Genomic DNA, 13,087 nt, shown 5'->3' with positions numbered 1-13,087 from the left:
GGGGCGACCGGGAGCGAGACGATGAAGAACCGGACCATCGCGGGTTCGATCGGGACCGAGATCCGGCGACGCATCCTCGACGGGCGCTATCCGGCCGGCTCGCAGCTCCGCCAGGACGGGCTCGCGGCGGAGTTCGGGGCCAGCCGGATCCCGGTGCGGGAAGCCCTGTTCCAGCTCGAGGCCGAGGGCCTCGTGCGGATCCTGCCCCATCGCGGCGCCATGGTGGCGCCGCTCTCGCCGGCGGACGCGGCCGAGGCCCTGGAACTCCGGGGCGCCCTCGAGCCCCGCCTCCTGTCCCTGTCGGCGCCCAACCTGACCGCCGACGATTACGCCCGGGCCGAAGCCCTGCTGGAGGATTACGCCGCGGCGTTGCGCGACGGCGCGACGGCGCTCTGGGGCGCCCTCAACACGGAGCTGCACCTCCTCCTCTACAGCCGGGCCGAGCGGCCCCGCGCCCTCGCTCTCGTCGGCTCCCTCCTGGCCGAGTGCGACCGCTACACGCGCCTGCAGCTCTCGACGGACAATGCCGAGCTGGAACGGGCCGACCGCGAGCACCGCGAGATCGTCCGGCTCTGCCGCAACGGCCATGTCTCAGCGGCCTGCGCCCTCCTGACCGACCATATCGACCACGTCGCGTCCGCGCTGATGGCCTTCCTGGGCGACGCCTCGGCGACCCCCACCAAGCGCGAGATTGTATAAAATCCTTGCCAGAATCGCGCGTCGCTGCCATGGAGAGGGGCGCCACCCCGCGAGGCCCGACAGGCCGGCCGGGGCGATTCTCCTCCCAGCAGACGAGCCGGCGATGGCCTTCGACCGACACATCTTCTCCGGCACGATCCCGGCCCTGATGACCCCCTGCCGGCCGGACCGGACGCCCGATCTCGACGCCCTGGCGCGGAAGGGGAAGGACCTCGTCGCCGCGGGGATGTCGGCGGTGGTCTATTGCGGCTCGATGGGTGACTGGCCGCTGCTCACCGACGAGGAGCGGATGGCGGGCGTCGAGCGGCTGCTGGCGGCCGGCGTCCCGGTCATCGTCGGGACCGGGGCCCAGAACCCGAAGCGGGCGGCGGCGCTCGCCGCCCACGCCAAGGCGGCCGGCGCCCAGGGCCTGATGATCATCCCGCGGGTCCTGTCGCGGGGGAGCGCGGCCGCGGCGCAGGAAGCCCATTTCTCCGGCATCCTCGAGGCGGCGGTCGACCTGCCGTCGGTGATCTACAACAGCCCCTATTACGGGTTCGAGACCCGGGCGGACCTGTTCTTCCGCCTGCGCACCCGGTATCCGCACCTCATCGGCTTCAAGGAGTTCGGCGGCGCGGCCTCGCTCACCTACGCGGCCGAGCACATCACCGGCCAGTCGCCCGACATCACCCTGATGGTCGGGGTGGATACGCAGGTGGTGCACGGCTACGTCAATTGCGGCGCCCGGGGCGCCATCACGGGCATCGGCAACGTCCTGCCGCAGGAGGTCCTCCACCTCGTCGCCCTGTGCGAGAAGGCCGCCGCGGGCGACGTCCAGGCCCGCCGCCGGGCGGAGGAGCTCGACGCCGCACTGGCGATCCTGTCGAGCTTCGACGAGGGGCCGGACCTCGTCCTGTACTACAAGCACCTCATGGTGCTGGAAGGAAACCCGGAATACGCCCTCCACTTCAACGCCACCGACGCGCTGAGCGCCGGCCAGCGCCACTACGCGGAGACGCAGCTGCGCCTGTTCAAGGCCTGGTACGCCCAGTGGTCGGAAGAGGCCGCGGAGGACCGTCCCCGGGCCTGACCCTGCACCGGGGCGGCCCTCCTCGGCCATCGGGGGAGGGGCGGGCGGCACGCCCCGGAACAGCCAGCCTTTGCGCGAAACGGTCCGTCGGCGCTATTGCGGGTGCGAGATCGGTCCCAGCCCGCGAACCCCGCCCATGAAGATCACCCAAGCCTTCACCTTCGAGGCGGCCCACCGGCTGCCGAACGTGCCCGAGACCCACCGCTGCCACCGGATGCACGGGCATTCCTACCGGGTCGAGTTGACGGTGGCCGGTCCGGTCGATGCCCACACCGGCTGGGTGATCGACTTCTACGACATCGAGTCGATCTTCGGGCCGCTGCTCGCCCGGCTCGACCACCATTGCCTCAACGAGATCGAGGGGCTGGAGAACCCGACCGCCGAGAACATCGCGGCCTGGATCTGGCAGCGCCTCCAGCCGGACCTGCCGGGCCTCGCGCTGGTGCGGGTCGCCGAGACCCCGATGTCCTGGGCCGAGTACGATGGCGAGTGAGGCCGCGCCTTCGGGGGACCGCGCCGCGCTGGTGCTGTTCTCCGGCGGCCAGGATTCGGCCACCTGCCTCGCCTGGGCGCTGGACCGATTCGACCATGTCGAGACCCTCGGCTTCGATTACGGACAGCGCCACCGGGTCGAGCTCGACCGCCGCGCCGCCCTGCGGGCGGGCACGACGGACCTCAATCCCGACTGGGCGCCCCGCCTCGGGGCGGACCACACGCTCGCCCTCGACGCCCTCGGGCAGGTGTCCGAGACGGCACTCACCCGGGAGGCCGCGATCGGCTACGAGGCGTCGGGCCTGCCCAACACCTTCGTGCCCGGCCGCAACCTCGTCTTCCTGACCTTCGCGGCGGCGCTCGCCTACCGGCGGGGCCTCCGGCACGTGGTCGGCGGGATGTGCGAGACCGACTATTCCGGCTACCCGGACTGCCGCGACGACACGATCAAGGCCCTGCAGGTGGCGCTCAATCTCGGCATGGAGCGACGCTTCGTCCTGCACACGCCGCTGATGTGGCTCGACAAGGCGCAGACCTGGGAACTGGCCGAGACGTTGGGGGGCCGAGCGTTGGTCGACCTGATCGTCGAGGAGAGCCACACCTGCTACCTCGGCGAGCGCGGGCAGCGGCATCCCTGGGGCTACGGCTGCGGGACCTGCCCGGCCTGCCGCCTCCGGGCGGACGGCTACGCGCGGTTCACTGCGGCCTGAGCCCGTCCACCAGGACCGCCAGCGTCCCCCGGAAGGCCGCCGGGCTCGCGAACAGGCGCTCCATCAGCAGCGCCCCCTCCAGGGTGGCGACGACGTAGCGGGCGAGCGCCGCCGGATCCGCTCCGCCGCGGACGCTCCCGTCCGCCTGCCCCTCCCGCAGGATCGCTTCCAGCCACGCGAGGTGATCCGCAAAGAAGGCCGCAATGTCCCGGCGCAGGCGCTCGGGCAGGGCCTCGCCCTCGATGGCGAGCGCCGCGCATAGGCAGCCGAGCCCCTGCTCGACACCGCCGAGATAGAGCCGGCCATAGGCCTCGACCCGGCCCGGCCCGTCCGGGACGTCCCGGCGGATCGCCTCCAGGGCGGCGGCGTAGCGCGCCGCATAGGCCGCCACCAGGGCGGCGCCGAGATCGATCTTGGTGGGGAAGTGGTGGTGGATGCTCGCCTTGCGGATGCCCACCGCCGCCGCGAGGTCGGCGTAGCTGAAGCCGGCATAGCCGCGTCCCCGCACCAGGGTCTCGGCCTGCATCAGCAGCTCGGCGCGGGTATCCCTCATCGCGGCGATCGTCGCTCCGGCTCACGCGAATGTGGGGCCGGCCGCGATCCCGATCCCGGCCCACCCCTTGACGGAGGTGCAATCTACCTACTTAATGGTAGACAATCAAGATCGGGAGGTTTCGGCATGACGGCATCCGCCGTCCATCCGAGGACGTTTGCCGCCGGCGCCGGGCTGACGCGGCGGCACGCGCTCTTCGCGGGGCTCTGCCTGTGCTGCCTGCCGACGCTGGGCCGCGCCGCCGAGAGCTTCACGATGGAGGAGGTCGGCCCGGGCGTGTTCGTGCGCAAGGGCCTGATCGCCGACGCAACCTCCGACAATGCGGACGCCATCGCCAATATCGGCTTCCTCGTCGGCAAGAGCGGCGTGCTGGTGACGGAATCCGGCGGCAGCCTCGCGGACGGCCAGTGGCTGCGCGCCGAGATCGTCAAGCGCACGCAGAAGCCGATCACCCACGTCGTGCTGACCCATGTCCATCCCGACCACGTCTTCGGCGCGGGGGCGTTCGTCCAGGACAAGCCGGTCTTCATCGGCCACGCCAAGCTCACCGAGGCGCTCTCGGCCCGGGGCGAGTTCTACCGCAAGCGCCTGATCGATCTCCTGGGCGAGGACCGGACCGGGCCGGTGGTCTACCCGACGATGAGCGTGGCCGAGACGGCCGAGATCGACCTCGGCGACCGGCGCCTGACCTTCACGGCGCACGGGCCGGCGCACACCACCTCGGACCTGTCGATGATCGATTCCGGCAGCGGCCTGCTGTTCCCCGCCGACCTGCTGTTCGTGAACCGGATCCCGTCCCTCGACGGCAGCCTCAAGGGCTGGCTGAGCGAGATCGAGCGCCTGAAGGCCATGGGCGCCTCACGGGCGGTGCCGGGCCACGGCCCCGTCGCGGTGGATCTCGCCCCGGCGCTGTCCGACCTTACCGGCTACCTGACCGCCCTCCGCGACGGGACCCGGGCTGCGATCGCCAAGGACGTCCCCATCGAGAAGGCGGTGACGCGCGTCGCCGCGGACCAGCGGGACAAGTGGGCGCTGTTCGAGACCTACAACGGCCGCAACGTCACCGTGGCCTATCAGGAACTCGAGTGGGAATAGGATTTTCGGATCCCCATATCGGATGACAACGGGAGGCACGCCATGACCCACCGGATCGGAAAGACCCTCTCCACCCTCGCCCTCGGCGCCGCCCTGGCGGCGACCGCCCTGTCCGGCCCCCTCGTCCACGCTGCGCAGGCGGCGGGCGCCTCCGATACCGATCAGGAGCGGGCGGCCCGCTGGCAGGAGATCGCCAAGTCGATCTTCGGCGACCGCCAGATCGCCCAGACCGACAGCCTCGTGAAGATCGACGCCCCCGCCCGGGCGCTCGACGCCGCCCTGGTGCCGATCACCCTGACCATGCCCAACGACGGGCAGATCAAGGCGGTCTCGCTGATCATCGACGACAACCCGGCGCCCTACGCGGCCAAGTTCGAGTTCGGACCGGCCGCCGACCCGGCCGAGTTGAAGCTGCGCGTTCGGGTCAACAACTACACCGACATGCACGCCGTGGTGGAGACGCAGGACGGCAAGCTCTATGAGGCCAAGCAGTTCGTGAAGGCGTCCGGCGGCTGTTCGGCCCCGATGGGCATGAGCGACGAGGAGGCCATGAAGGGCATGGGCGACATGCGCATGAAGTTCGCCGAGACCCAGCCCGGCAAGCCCGTGGAGGCGACGCTGATGATCCGCCACCCGAATTTCTCGGGCATGCAGATGAACCAGGTGACCCGCGACTACACGCCGGCGCGCTACATCGACAAGCTCACCGTCTCGGCGGGCGACCGGACGGTCTTCACCATGACGGGCGACATCTCCATCGCCTCGAACCCGGTGATCAACTTCGCCTTCAAGCCGGACGGCAAGCCGATCCAGGTGGCGGCTTCCGACAACCAGGGCGGGCGCTGGCAGCACAGCTTCACCCCGCCGGGCCCGACGAACTGACCATGCGGCGCCTCCTCCTGACCGGCCGGGCCGCGGCGGCCTGTGCCGCACTCCTCTGCCTCGCCGCCGCGCCGGCCGATTCGCCGGTCAACGTCCCCGAGCCGGAGGGGCTCTATGCCGGCCCGCCGAAGGGCTACACGCCACAGACCCTGAAAGGGGCGACGGTGGTCGATGCCGACGCCGTCGCGGCCCTGATGGCGGGCCCCGACAAGCCGGTGCTGATCGACGTGGCGGCCCCGGACCGCAAACCGTCGAACTTCCCGGAGGGGCGGTTGTGGCTTCCGGTGCATCCCTCGATTCCGGGGGCCGTCTGGATGCCGGAGGCCGGCGCCGAGCCCCTGGCGCCCGCGCGCGAGGCGCTGTTCTACGAACGGGTCGCCGCGCTGACGGGCGGCGACAAGGCCCGCCCGGTGGTGGTGTTCTGCCACGTGGAGTGCTGGGGCAGCTGGAACGCCGCCAAGCGCCTCATCCTGAAGGGCTATACCGGCGTGCGCTGGTTCCCCCAGGGCGTCGAGGGCTGGCAGGAGACGCACGAGACCGCGAACCTGCAGGTCGATCCGGCCTGGAAGGCGGGCGCCGAGCCACAGGCGGGGCGCTGACCCGCGGCGCCGGGCGGTGTAAGAGGGACGCATGAAACGGGACGCGCCCCCTCTCCCGAGCGGGAGAGGGTTGGGGTGAGGGAACAGGTCTTTCCGGACGAGTCACCCCCTCATCCTGTCCCACTCCCGCACGGGAGAGGGGACCGGCGCTTGCCCTCGGTGCCGGAAGGGATCTGAATCATGTCGCAGGTCGTGCAGTCCCGACGGCTTCGGGCGATCGATATCGGCAAGCGCAAGGCCGAGGGGCGCAAGATCACCGCGCTGACCGCCTACCACGCCCACACGGCCGGCATCGTCGATCCCTATTGCGACTTCATCCTCGTGGGCGATTCCCTCGGCATGGTCATGCACGGGATGGAATCGACGATCCCCGTGACCCTGGAGATGATGATCCTCCAGGCCCAGGCGGTGATCCGCGGCACCGAGAAGGCGCTCGTCGTGGTCGACATGCCGTTCGGCTCCTACGAGGCCAGCCGGGAACAGGCGTTCCTCAACGCGTCCCGGGTGCTGAAAGAGACGGGCGCGGGCGCGATCAAGATGGAGGGCGGAGCCCATTTCGCCGAGACGGTGGCGTTCCTGGTCCAGCGCGGCGTACCGGTGATGGGGCATATCGGCCTCACCCCGCAGGCTGTGAACACGATGGGCGGCTTCAAGGTCCAGGGCCGGGGGCCCGACGACGAGCGCCGCCTTCTGGAGGATGCCCGCGCCATCTCCGAGGCCGGCGCCTTCGCGATCGTGCTGGAGGGCATCGTCGAGCCGGTGGCTCGCGCCATCGCGACCTCGCCCCGGGTGACGGCCGCCACGATCGGCATCGGCGCCTCCGCAGTCTGTGACGGCCAGATCCTCGTGCTGGAGGACATGCTCGGCCTGTCCGAGCGGACGCCGAAATTCGTGCGCCAGTTCGGCAGCCTGCGCAACCATATCGAGGAGGCCGTGAAAGCCTACGCGGAGGAGGTCCGGGCCGGGCGGTTCCCGGCCGACGACCACACCTACGGGTAGGGCAGGGGCGGCCGATGTCCCCTCCGATCCTGCCGTCGGGCGGTCGCGCCGAGAGGCTCGTCATCGCCTTCGCGCTGTGCGCCGCCATCGCCCGACCGGGACCGGCGCAGGCGCTGGAAAACCCGGCCTCCGCCTTCTGCGCAACGATGGGGGGACGGTCGCTCATCGCGAAGCTGCCGGATGGGGGCGCGATCGGGCTCTGCTCCCTGCCGGGCAACAAGATCGTCGAGGAATGGACGCTCTACCGGATGCTCCATGGCGTGAAGCCCCCGGCCGACGACAACCCGTTCCGATAGCCCGGCCACGCGCGGGCGCATGCGAATCCCGAACGCGCCGCGCCCGTTCGAGGATGCCGTGACGGCCGGCGCGGGCGCGGTCTGTACCGGCCGACGACCACACCTGCGGTGAGAATCCGACACGGGGCGACCAACGCTGGACCAGCGCGTACGGTCGCCACGGCCTCGCCTGGAGCCATGCCGGCGCCTTCAGCACCGGCGCGCAGATCCTCGTGTCGCTCCATCCGGAGGCCGGTTTCCACACCCTCGTCCTGACGAACGCCATCCCGTCCGGCCTGCCGGAGGGGCGCGCCGACAGCTTCGCCGACCGCGTCTTCGACGGCAGGGCCGGCCAGGACAGGCTGAAGGCCTGGGGGGCGGCCTACGGCGCACCGCCGGCCTGGGCCTCGGCATCCTGGCGCTACGGAAAGATCGATCCCGTTCGTCAGCCCACCCGCCGCGACGGCAGCCGCAACCCCGGGGCGGGCCGCTCCAGCAGCACCTCCCGGCGGAAGCGCACGAGCCGCGCCGGCCGGCCGGCGGCGCCGCTGGTGACGCTCTCGGTCTCCTCCACCAGTCCCTGCTGCGCCACGAGACGGCGGAAATTCTGCTTGTGCAGCTGCGTCCCCGACAGGGCCTCCACGGTGCGCTGGAGCTGGAGCAGGGTGAATTCCGGGGGCATCAGCTCGAACACCACCGGGCGATACTTGATCTTGCCCCGGAGCCGGCCAATCGCGGTGGCGAGCACCCGCCGGTGGTCGAAGGCCATGGGCACGCCGGTCGGGTCGTTCGGGAGGGCCGGACCGGGATTGCCCTTCGCCTCCGGGATCAGACCGGCCTCGAACAGCAACTCGTAGCGCTCCAGGACACGCTCCTCGTTCCACGTGCCGCCGTTCATGCCGAAGGTCAGGCCGAGGCGGTCCAGGCGGCGGGTCCGGGTAGCGCATTCCTCGGGCTCGGACGCCCAGGCGGCGAGCCGCGCCTCGATGGCGTCGAGCTGGCGGGGGCGCCCCTGGCGGAAATCCTCGTAGGGCAGGTAGCGGTACCAGTTCTGCCACGCGGCCTCGGCCAAGCCGGCCGGCCGCTCCTCGCGAACGAGCGCCAGATAGGCCACCGAGAGCGAATGCACGCCGGACAGGTTCGCCGTGCCGGAGCGGTCCCGGTCGCCGAAGGTATAGAGCTGCTCCACGTAGCCCAGACGCTGGTGCGTCTGCCGCTCCACCCAGGCGCGCAGGCCCCGTTCCAGGGTCGCGTGCTCGGGGACCAGCGGGCCGGCCGGCAGGCCGTCGCCCCGGCCCGGTGCCTGGTCGGGCACGCGGATCGTCAGGGCGCGCGGCTCCCCCTTGGTCGCGGCGACGATCACCGCGACGAGGCCTACGGAGGAGCGCTCCGGCGAGGCCTGCGCCCCCCGCGCATCCGTCTGCGCCGCCGCACCCTTCATCGTTCCTCGACCGCCTCTCCCCCGGGACGCGCCGGAGCGGATCCCACCTATAGGGGGACAGGATCGCCGCGCGTCAACGCCGCTGTCGGACGGAGCGGCCCCGTGCGCTTGCCAACGCGCCGATGCCTGCCCAAACAGGGAGGGACCGGCGCGGACGCCGCCGGGGCGGTTCTGCCGGAACGAGGATAAAGCGACAGCGATGCCAGCCAGCGCCAGCGCCGCATCGACCGGGAGACGGGCGGTCGACCTGCGACTCTACGGCCTCCTCGACGTCGGCGTCTGCGGCGCCGACGGGGCGCGGCTGGCTGAACTCGGCGCCGAAGCGGTGGCCGGGGGCTGCACCCTGCTCCAGTACCGCGAGAAGGACATCGCCGATGCCCGCGCCGCCCTGGGGCGGATCCGGGCGATCCTGGAAGCCGTGGGCGGCCGGGTCCCGGTCCTCGTCAACGACCGCGTCGACCTCGCCCTCGCCGCAGGCGCGGACGGGGTGCATCTCGGCCAGAGCGACCTCCATCCGGCGGATGCCCGCCGCCTCCTGGGGGAGGGCGCGATCATCGGTCTCACCCTCAAGAAGGCCGCCCAGGCGGACGAGCTGTACCGGCTTCCCGTCGACTACGCCTGCATCGGCGGCGTGTTCGCCACCACCAGCAAGGACAATCCCGACCCGCCCGTGGGCCTCGACGGCTTTGCCAGCATCGCCTTCCGCGCCCGCCTCGCCCGCGGGGCGGACCTGCCGCTCGGCGCCATCGCGGGGATCGACCTGGACAACGCCGCCGCGGTGATCGCCGCGGGGGCGGACGGCGTCGCGGTGATCACCGCCCTGTTCGGCGCGGACTCGGTGCGCCAGCGCGCCAGCGACCTGCGCGCGCGGATCGACGCCGCCCTGGCGGAGCGGGCGGCCTCGCGATGAGCGACCCCGCGCCCATCGCGGTGACGATCGCGGGCTCGGATTCCGGCGGGGGCGCCGGCATCCAAGCGGATCTCAAGACCTTCTCGGCGCTCGGCGTCTACGGGGCCAGCGTGATCACGGCGCTGACCGCGCAGAACACGACGGGGGTCCAGGGCATCCACGACGTGCCGCCGGACTTCGTTACCCGGCAGATCGACAGCGTGTTCTCCGACCTCGTCGTGAAGGCCGTGAAGATCGGCATGCTGTCGCAGGTGGCCGTGATCGCCGCCGTGGCCGAGGGGCTGGCGCGCCACGCCGGGGCGATCCCGGTCGTCCTCGATCCCGTGATGGTCGCCACGAGCGGCGACCGGCTGATCGCGGACGCGGCCGTGGCGACGCTCCGCGAGCGGCTGCTGCCGCGGGCCGATCTGATCACCCCCAACCTGCCGGAGGCGGCGGTGCTCCTCGGCGAGGCCGTCGCCACGGACGCGGCGACGATCGTGGCCCAGGCCCGGCGGCTCGTGGGGCTGGGCGCCCGGGCGGTGCTGATCAAAGGCGGCCACGGCGTGGGGCGCGAGAGCATCGACCACCTCGTCACGGCGGACGGCACCCTGCGGACCCTCTCGGCGCCGCGAATCGCTACGGCCAACACCCACGGCACCGGCTGCACGCTCTCGGCCGCGGTGGCGGCGGGACTCGCCCAGGGCCTGGATCTGCCTGAGGCGGTGGCGGCCGCCAAGGCTTACCTCACGGCCGCCCTCGCCGCCGCCGACCAGCTCGCGGTCGGGACGGGCCACGGGCCGGTTCATCACTTCCACGCTCTCTGGTCGTAGGCCACGCCCGAGCCGGCACTTTCCAGCGCCCCTGCCGCCCGCTGCCTTGCAACCGGGCGGCGATTGCGTTTGAAGAAGCGCACGATCGTTCGGATAACGGAACGGTACAGGCGGACCGGTGACGATGCAGGATCAGGCGGAACGGCCCGACCGGGGGCGCGGGCGCGACCTGCTGACCGGCGCGCAGGCGCTCTCCGGGCAGCTCGGCAAGACCATCCAGCGGCTGCGCAAGGCCTACAACCTGTCGCTCTCGGAACTCGCCGAGCAGTCCGGCGTGGCCAAATCGATCATCAGCCAGATCGAGCGCAACGAGACCAATCCGACCCTCGCGACCATCTGGCGCCTGTCGCAGGCGCTGGACGTGTCCATCGAGCGGGTGCTGGCGGCGGGCGACGAGGAGCCCTTCATCGAGAAGACCTCCCGGGCCGACACGCCGATCCTCGTCTCCGAGGACGGGAAGGTGCGGCTCGCGATCATCGGCTGGCTCAAGACGATCGAGTGGCTGCAATGGTACGAGGTCACGGCGGATCTCGGCGGCGTCCTCGACTCGGACCCGCACCAGCGCGGCTCGGTGGAATCGCTGTCGGTCGCCGAGGGCGCGTTCGAGGTCGAGATCGGCGGCAGCGTGCAGCGCGCGCGGGCCGGCGAGACCCTGCGCTACCGCTGCGACCGGCCCCACCTCATCCGCTGCACGGACGGCCCGGCCCGGGCCACCATGGTGGTGATCATGAAGGCCGCCGTGATGGAGTGAGGCGGTTTCACCGCCCGCTGTTCACCCACCGCACCACGTCGGCGAGCACGGTCACCAGCGCCTGATCGAGGGCGCGGGCGCCGTTTCCGGCATCGATCTTGGACACCGGGACCCGGGCCGTGAAGATCCGCGCGGCGGCGACCTTGCCGGTGCCGTCGGCTACGAGCTTCAGCGACAGGTCGACCACCGCCTCGCCGGTCGCGGCCTGGACATCGAAGGCGCGGATCTCGCTGATCAGCTGGTAGTCGGCCACGACCTTGTCGCCGGGTCGACTCACCGAGCGGAGCCGGCCGGAATTCTCCAGGCTCTGGATGAGCCGCGTCTGGATCAGGCGCGGCAGCCGGTCGGCCCATTGGCCGCCGCCCAGGAAGGACAGCGCCCCGCCGTTCTCGCGCACGATGATCCGGTCGGCCTCGAAGGGCTGGATCCCCACCGGCTCCGACACCACGATCGAACGGCCGGCCGCGATCGGCCGGCCCGCGGGGGGCAGCGCCGCGAGGTCGAAGGTGAGGGGCGCCACACCGCCGCCGCAGCCGCCCAGGAGGGCGGCGAACAGCGCGGCGGCGAGGATGTGGGACGAGCGGACCATACACATGACCTGAGAAACTCCGCCGGCGAGCAGCGGAGCTGTAAAAGCTATGCGGTTAAAACTAATCCGCTGCGGCATCCGTGCCGTGCGCCGGGACACATCCGTCCGGCGCCGCGCGCTTTCAGCGCCCACCGTTGTATTCGGGCAACGATGGCTTGCCGCCGAAGATCACCTGGCTCGGGTCGCGCTCCAGGCTGCGCACCGTGCGGTTGAGGGTGCTCAGGGTCCGCTGCCCGTCCCCCGACAGGGCCTCCACCTCCCGGCGGCCGGTGCCGCTGAGCCGTCCGAAACTGGTCGCGATGCTGGCGGTGCGCTTGTCGAGGTTCTCCGACATGGTCCGGAACGCCTTGCCGGCGTCGCGCACCGAGATCGCCGCCGCGCGGATCTCCGAGAAGGTGCTGGAGCCCTCCTGGCCGGAGGCCGAGCCCAGGAAGCTCTCGGCGCCGTTGAGCACCGCGTCGATCTTGTCGGCCGAGGCGCTGAGCTTGCCGGCGAGCAGCCGGGCGTCGTGCAGGCCCGCCTCGATGTCGGGGCTGGCCTTGGACAGGGCCGCCGAGAAGCGGTCGGCGTTGTCGATCACGCGGCCGAGCTTCGCGCCGTCCACCGCCTTGACCAGGGCGGAGATGTTGGGGCCGGCATCGGCGAGCGTCTTGGAGAAGGTCTCGACATTGGACAGCGACCGGTTGATCGCCCCCTCGTTGGCGGAGACGAGCCTGTCCAGGCGGGCGAGCATGTCGTCGGCCCGCTGCGCCACCTGACGGGCCAGCGCCATCATGTCCTGCATGTCGGAGGAATCGGCGAAGATGGTCGGCGGCTCGCCGTTGGCCATCGGGGTCAGCACCGGCGCGTCGGCGTTGCCGCCCGACAGGGAGATCACCGAGACGCCGGTGAGCATCGCCGAGTCGAGGCGGGCGCGGGTGTCGGCCCGGAGCGGGGTCGCGGGATCGACCTTGATCGTGGCGAGCACCCGGCGGGGATCCTGCGGAGCGAGGCGGATATCGGTGACCTCGCCGACCTTGATGCCGTTGAAGTTCACGCTCGATCCGCGCGAGAGCCCCCCGACCGAGCCGGAGAAGACGATGCGGACGATCTGGCTGACCTGCCGCGACGAGCCGCCGGAGAGCCACAGCACGGTGCCGAAGCCCGCCAGGATGACGGCGATGGTGAAGGCCCCGATGAGGGCGTAGTTCGCGCGGGTTTCCATGCGCTCA

Annotated in this window: 16 protein-coding genes; 12 read left to right on the top strand and 4 right to left on the bottom strand. The window is 71.5% G+C overall.

Going from position 1 to position 13,087, the window contains the following annotated elements; genetic code table 11:
• The first annotated feature begins 21 nt into the window (after nucleotides 1-21).
• From MCBMB27_RS07530 to queC, 4 genes are all read left to right on the top strand, one after another.
• Nucleotides 22-699, top strand: coding sequence for a GntR family transcriptional regulator (locus MCBMB27_RS07530; protein ID WP_075380160.1), 678 nt, complete (start codon nucleotides 22-24; stop codon nucleotides 697-699).
• Between the two features lie 103 nt (nucleotides 700-802).
• Nucleotides 803-1,768, top strand: a complete 966-nt coding sequence (locus MCBMB27_RS07525) for a dihydrodipicolinate synthase family protein (protein ID WP_075380159.1) — start codon at nucleotides 803-805, stop codon at nucleotides 1,766-1,768.
• Between the two features lie 136 nt (nucleotides 1,769-1,904).
• Nucleotides 1,905-2,261 carry a 6-carboxytetrahydropterin synthase QueD gene (queD, locus tag MCBMB27_RS07520; protein ID WP_075380158.1) on the top strand — a complete coding sequence of 119 codons (357 nt, stop codon included), beginning with the start codon at nucleotides 1,905-1,907 and terminating at the stop codon, nucleotides 2,259-2,261.
• Nucleotides 2,251-2,970: a 7-cyano-7-deazaguanine synthase QueC gene (queC, locus tag MCBMB27_RS07515; RefSeq protein WP_043355856.1), complete on the top strand. Its 720-nt coding sequence runs from the start codon at nucleotides 2,251-2,253 to the stop codon at nucleotides 2,968-2,970. Before queD ends, queC begins: the two co-directional genes overlap by 11 nt.
• On the opposite strand, the gene MCBMB27_RS07510 is transcribed toward queC, so the two are convergent.
• The gene (locus tag MCBMB27_RS07510; RefSeq protein WP_043381993.1) at nucleotides 2,957-3,523 is read right to left on the bottom strand and encodes a TetR/AcrR family transcriptional regulator; all 567 of its coding nucleotides are present in this window, start codon (nucleotides 3,521-3,523) and stop codon (nucleotides 2,957-2,959) included. The two genes, queC and MCBMB27_RS07510, sit on opposite strands and share 14 nt — an antisense overlap.
• Before the next feature lie 126 nt (nucleotides 3,524-3,649).
• Between MCBMB27_RS07510 and MCBMB27_RS07505 the strand changes: the two genes are divergently transcribed.
• The 5 genes from MCBMB27_RS07505 (at nucleotide 3,650) to MCBMB27_RS07485 (ending at nucleotide 7,394) form a co-directional block, all read left to right on the top strand.
• Nucleotides 3,650-4,618 carry a quinoprotein relay system zinc metallohydrolase 2 gene (locus tag MCBMB27_RS07505; RefSeq protein WP_052083604.1) on the top strand — a complete coding sequence of 323 codons (969 nt, stop codon included), beginning with the start codon at nucleotides 3,650-3,652 and terminating at the stop codon, nucleotides 4,616-4,618.
• Nucleotides 4,619-4,660: 42 nt separating this feature from the next.
• Nucleotides 4,661-5,500 carry a quinoprotein dehydrogenase-associated SoxYZ-like carrier gene (locus MCBMB27_RS07500; protein WP_051045068.1) on the top strand — a complete coding sequence of 280 codons (840 nt, stop codon included), beginning with the start codon at nucleotides 4,661-4,663 and terminating at the stop codon, nucleotides 5,498-5,500.
• A 2-nt stretch (nucleotides 5,501-5,502) separates the two neighbouring features.
• Nucleotides 5,503-6,099, top strand: coding sequence for a rhodanese-like domain-containing protein (locus tag MCBMB27_RS07495; protein ID WP_075380157.1), 597 nt, complete (start codon nucleotides 5,503-5,505; stop codon nucleotides 6,097-6,099).
• Nucleotides 6,100-6,279: 180 nt separating this feature from the next.
• Nucleotides 6,280-7,098, top strand: coding sequence for a 3-methyl-2-oxobutanoate hydroxymethyltransferase (panB, locus tag MCBMB27_RS07490; protein WP_043355852.1), 819 nt, complete (start codon nucleotides 6,280-6,282; stop codon nucleotides 7,096-7,098).
• 14 nt (nucleotides 7,099-7,112) lie between these two features.
• Nucleotides 7,113-7,394 (top strand): DUF333 domain-containing protein, encoded by a 282-nt coding sequence (locus MCBMB27_RS07485; protein ID WP_051045067.1) that lies wholly within the window; start codon nucleotides 7,113-7,115, stop codon nucleotides 7,392-7,394.
• A 424-nt stretch (nucleotides 7,395-7,818) separates the two neighbouring features.
• Here MCBMB27_RS07485 and MCBMB27_RS07475 read toward each other — a convergent pair whose 3' ends face one another.
• Entirely contained in the window at nucleotides 7,819-8,814 is a 996-nt protein-coding gene (locus MCBMB27_RS07475) for an NUDIX hydrolase (RefSeq protein WP_043355850.1), read from the bottom strand.
• A 199-nt stretch (nucleotides 8,815-9,013) separates the two neighbouring features.
• On the opposite strand from MCBMB27_RS07475, the gene thiE reads away from it, so the two are divergent.
• The 3 genes from thiE to MCBMB27_RS07460 all read left to right on the top strand — a co-directional run bounded on the left by thiE (nucleotide 9,014) and on the right by MCBMB27_RS07460 (nucleotide 11,287).
• Nucleotides 9,014-9,724, top strand: coding sequence for a thiamine phosphate synthase (thiE, locus tag MCBMB27_RS07470; protein ID WP_075380156.1), 711 nt, complete (start codon nucleotides 9,014-9,016; stop codon nucleotides 9,722-9,724).
• Entirely contained in the window at nucleotides 9,721-10,536 is an 816-nt protein-coding gene (gene thiD, locus MCBMB27_RS07465) for a bifunctional hydroxymethylpyrimidine kinase/phosphomethylpyrimidine kinase (protein WP_075380155.1), read from the top strand. Before thiE ends, thiD begins: the two co-directional genes overlap by 4 nt.
• Before the next feature lie 124 nt (nucleotides 10,537-10,660).
• Nucleotides 10,661-11,287, top strand: a complete 627-nt coding sequence (locus tag MCBMB27_RS07460; RefSeq protein WP_043355842.1) for a helix-turn-helix domain-containing protein — start codon at nucleotides 10,661-10,663, stop codon at nucleotides 11,285-11,287.
• 7 nt (nucleotides 11,288-11,294) lie between these two features.
• Here the strand turns inward: MCBMB27_RS07460 and MCBMB27_RS07455 are convergent, their stop codons facing one another.
• Nucleotides 11,295-11,876 (bottom strand): ABC-type transport auxiliary lipoprotein family protein, encoded by a 582-nt coding sequence (locus MCBMB27_RS07455; RefSeq protein WP_043382003.1) that lies wholly within the window; start codon nucleotides 11,874-11,876, stop codon nucleotides 11,295-11,297.
• Nucleotides 11,877-11,997: 121 nt separating this feature from the next.
• On the bottom strand, nucleotides 11,998-13,080 hold the full coding sequence (locus MCBMB27_RS07450) for an MlaD family protein (RefSeq protein ID WP_043757166.1): 1,083 nt from the start codon (nucleotides 13,078-13,080) through the stop codon (nucleotides 11,998-12,000).
• Between the last annotated feature and the right edge of the window lie 7 nt (nucleotides 13,081-13,087).

This window comes from Methylobacterium phyllosphaerae, from assembly GCF_001936175.1.
GTDB lineage: Bacteria > Pseudomonadota > Alphaproteobacteria > Rhizobiales > Beijerinckiaceae > Methylobacterium > Methylobacterium fujisawaense.
This window is presented reverse-complemented; position numbering and strand designations above follow the sequence as displayed.

Coding starts and splice junctions, on each gene's coding strand:
- MCBMB27_RS07450 (WP_043757166.1), bottom strand. CDS start 13,080: ATGGAAACCCGCGCGAACTACGCCCTCATCGGGGCCTTCACCATCGCC.
- MCBMB27_RS07460 (WP_043355842.1), top strand. CDS start 10,661: ATGCAGGATCAGGCGGAACGGCCCGACCGGGGGCGCGGGCGCGACCTG.
- panB (WP_043355852.1), top strand. CDS start 6,280: ATGTCGCAGGTCGTGCAGTCCCGACGGCTTCGGGCGATCGATATCGGC.
- MCBMB27_RS07530 (WP_075380160.1), top strand. CDS start 22: ATGAAGAACCGGACCATCGCGGGTTCGATCGGGACCGAGATCCGGCGA.
- MCBMB27_RS07500 (WP_051045068.1), top strand. CDS start 4,661: ATGACCCACCGGATCGGAAAGACCCTCTCCACCCTCGCCCTCGGCGCC.
- thiE (WP_075380156.1), top strand. CDS start 9,014: ATGCCAGCCAGCGCCAGCGCCGCATCGACCGGGAGACGGGCGGTCGAC.
- queD (WP_075380158.1), top strand. CDS start 1,905: ATGAAGATCACCCAAGCCTTCACCTTCGAGGCGGCCCACCGGCTGCCG.
- MCBMB27_RS07485 (WP_051045067.1), top strand. CDS start 7,113: ATGTCCCCTCCGATCCTGCCGTCGGGCGGTCGCGCCGAGAGGCTCGTC.
- MCBMB27_RS07525 (WP_075380159.1), top strand. CDS start 803: ATGGCCTTCGACCGACACATCTTCTCCGGCACGATCCCGGCCCTGATG.
- queC (WP_043355856.1), top strand. CDS start 2,251: ATGGCGAGTGAGGCCGCGCCTTCGGGGGACCGCGCCGCGCTGGTGCTG.
- thiD (WP_075380155.1), top strand. CDS start 9,721: ATGAGCGACCCCGCGCCCATCGCGGTGACGATCGCGGGCTCGGATTCC.
- MCBMB27_RS07475 (WP_043355850.1), bottom strand. CDS start 8,814: ATGAAGGGTGCGGCGGCGCAGACGGATGCGCGGGGGGCGCAGGCCTCG.
- MCBMB27_RS07510 (WP_043381993.1), bottom strand. CDS start 3,523: ATGAGGGATACCCGCGCCGAGCTGCTGATGCAGGCCGAGACCCTGGTG.
- MCBMB27_RS07455 (WP_043382003.1), bottom strand. CDS start 11,876: ATGGTCCGCTCGTCCCACATCCTCGCCGCCGCGCTGTTCGCCGCCCTC.
- MCBMB27_RS07495 (WP_075380157.1), top strand. CDS start 5,503: ATGCGGCGCCTCCTCCTGACCGGCCGGGCCGCGGCGGCCTGTGCCGCA.
- MCBMB27_RS07505 (WP_052083604.1), top strand. CDS start 3,650: ATGACGGCATCCGCCGTCCATCCGAGGACGTTTGCCGCCGGCGCCGGG.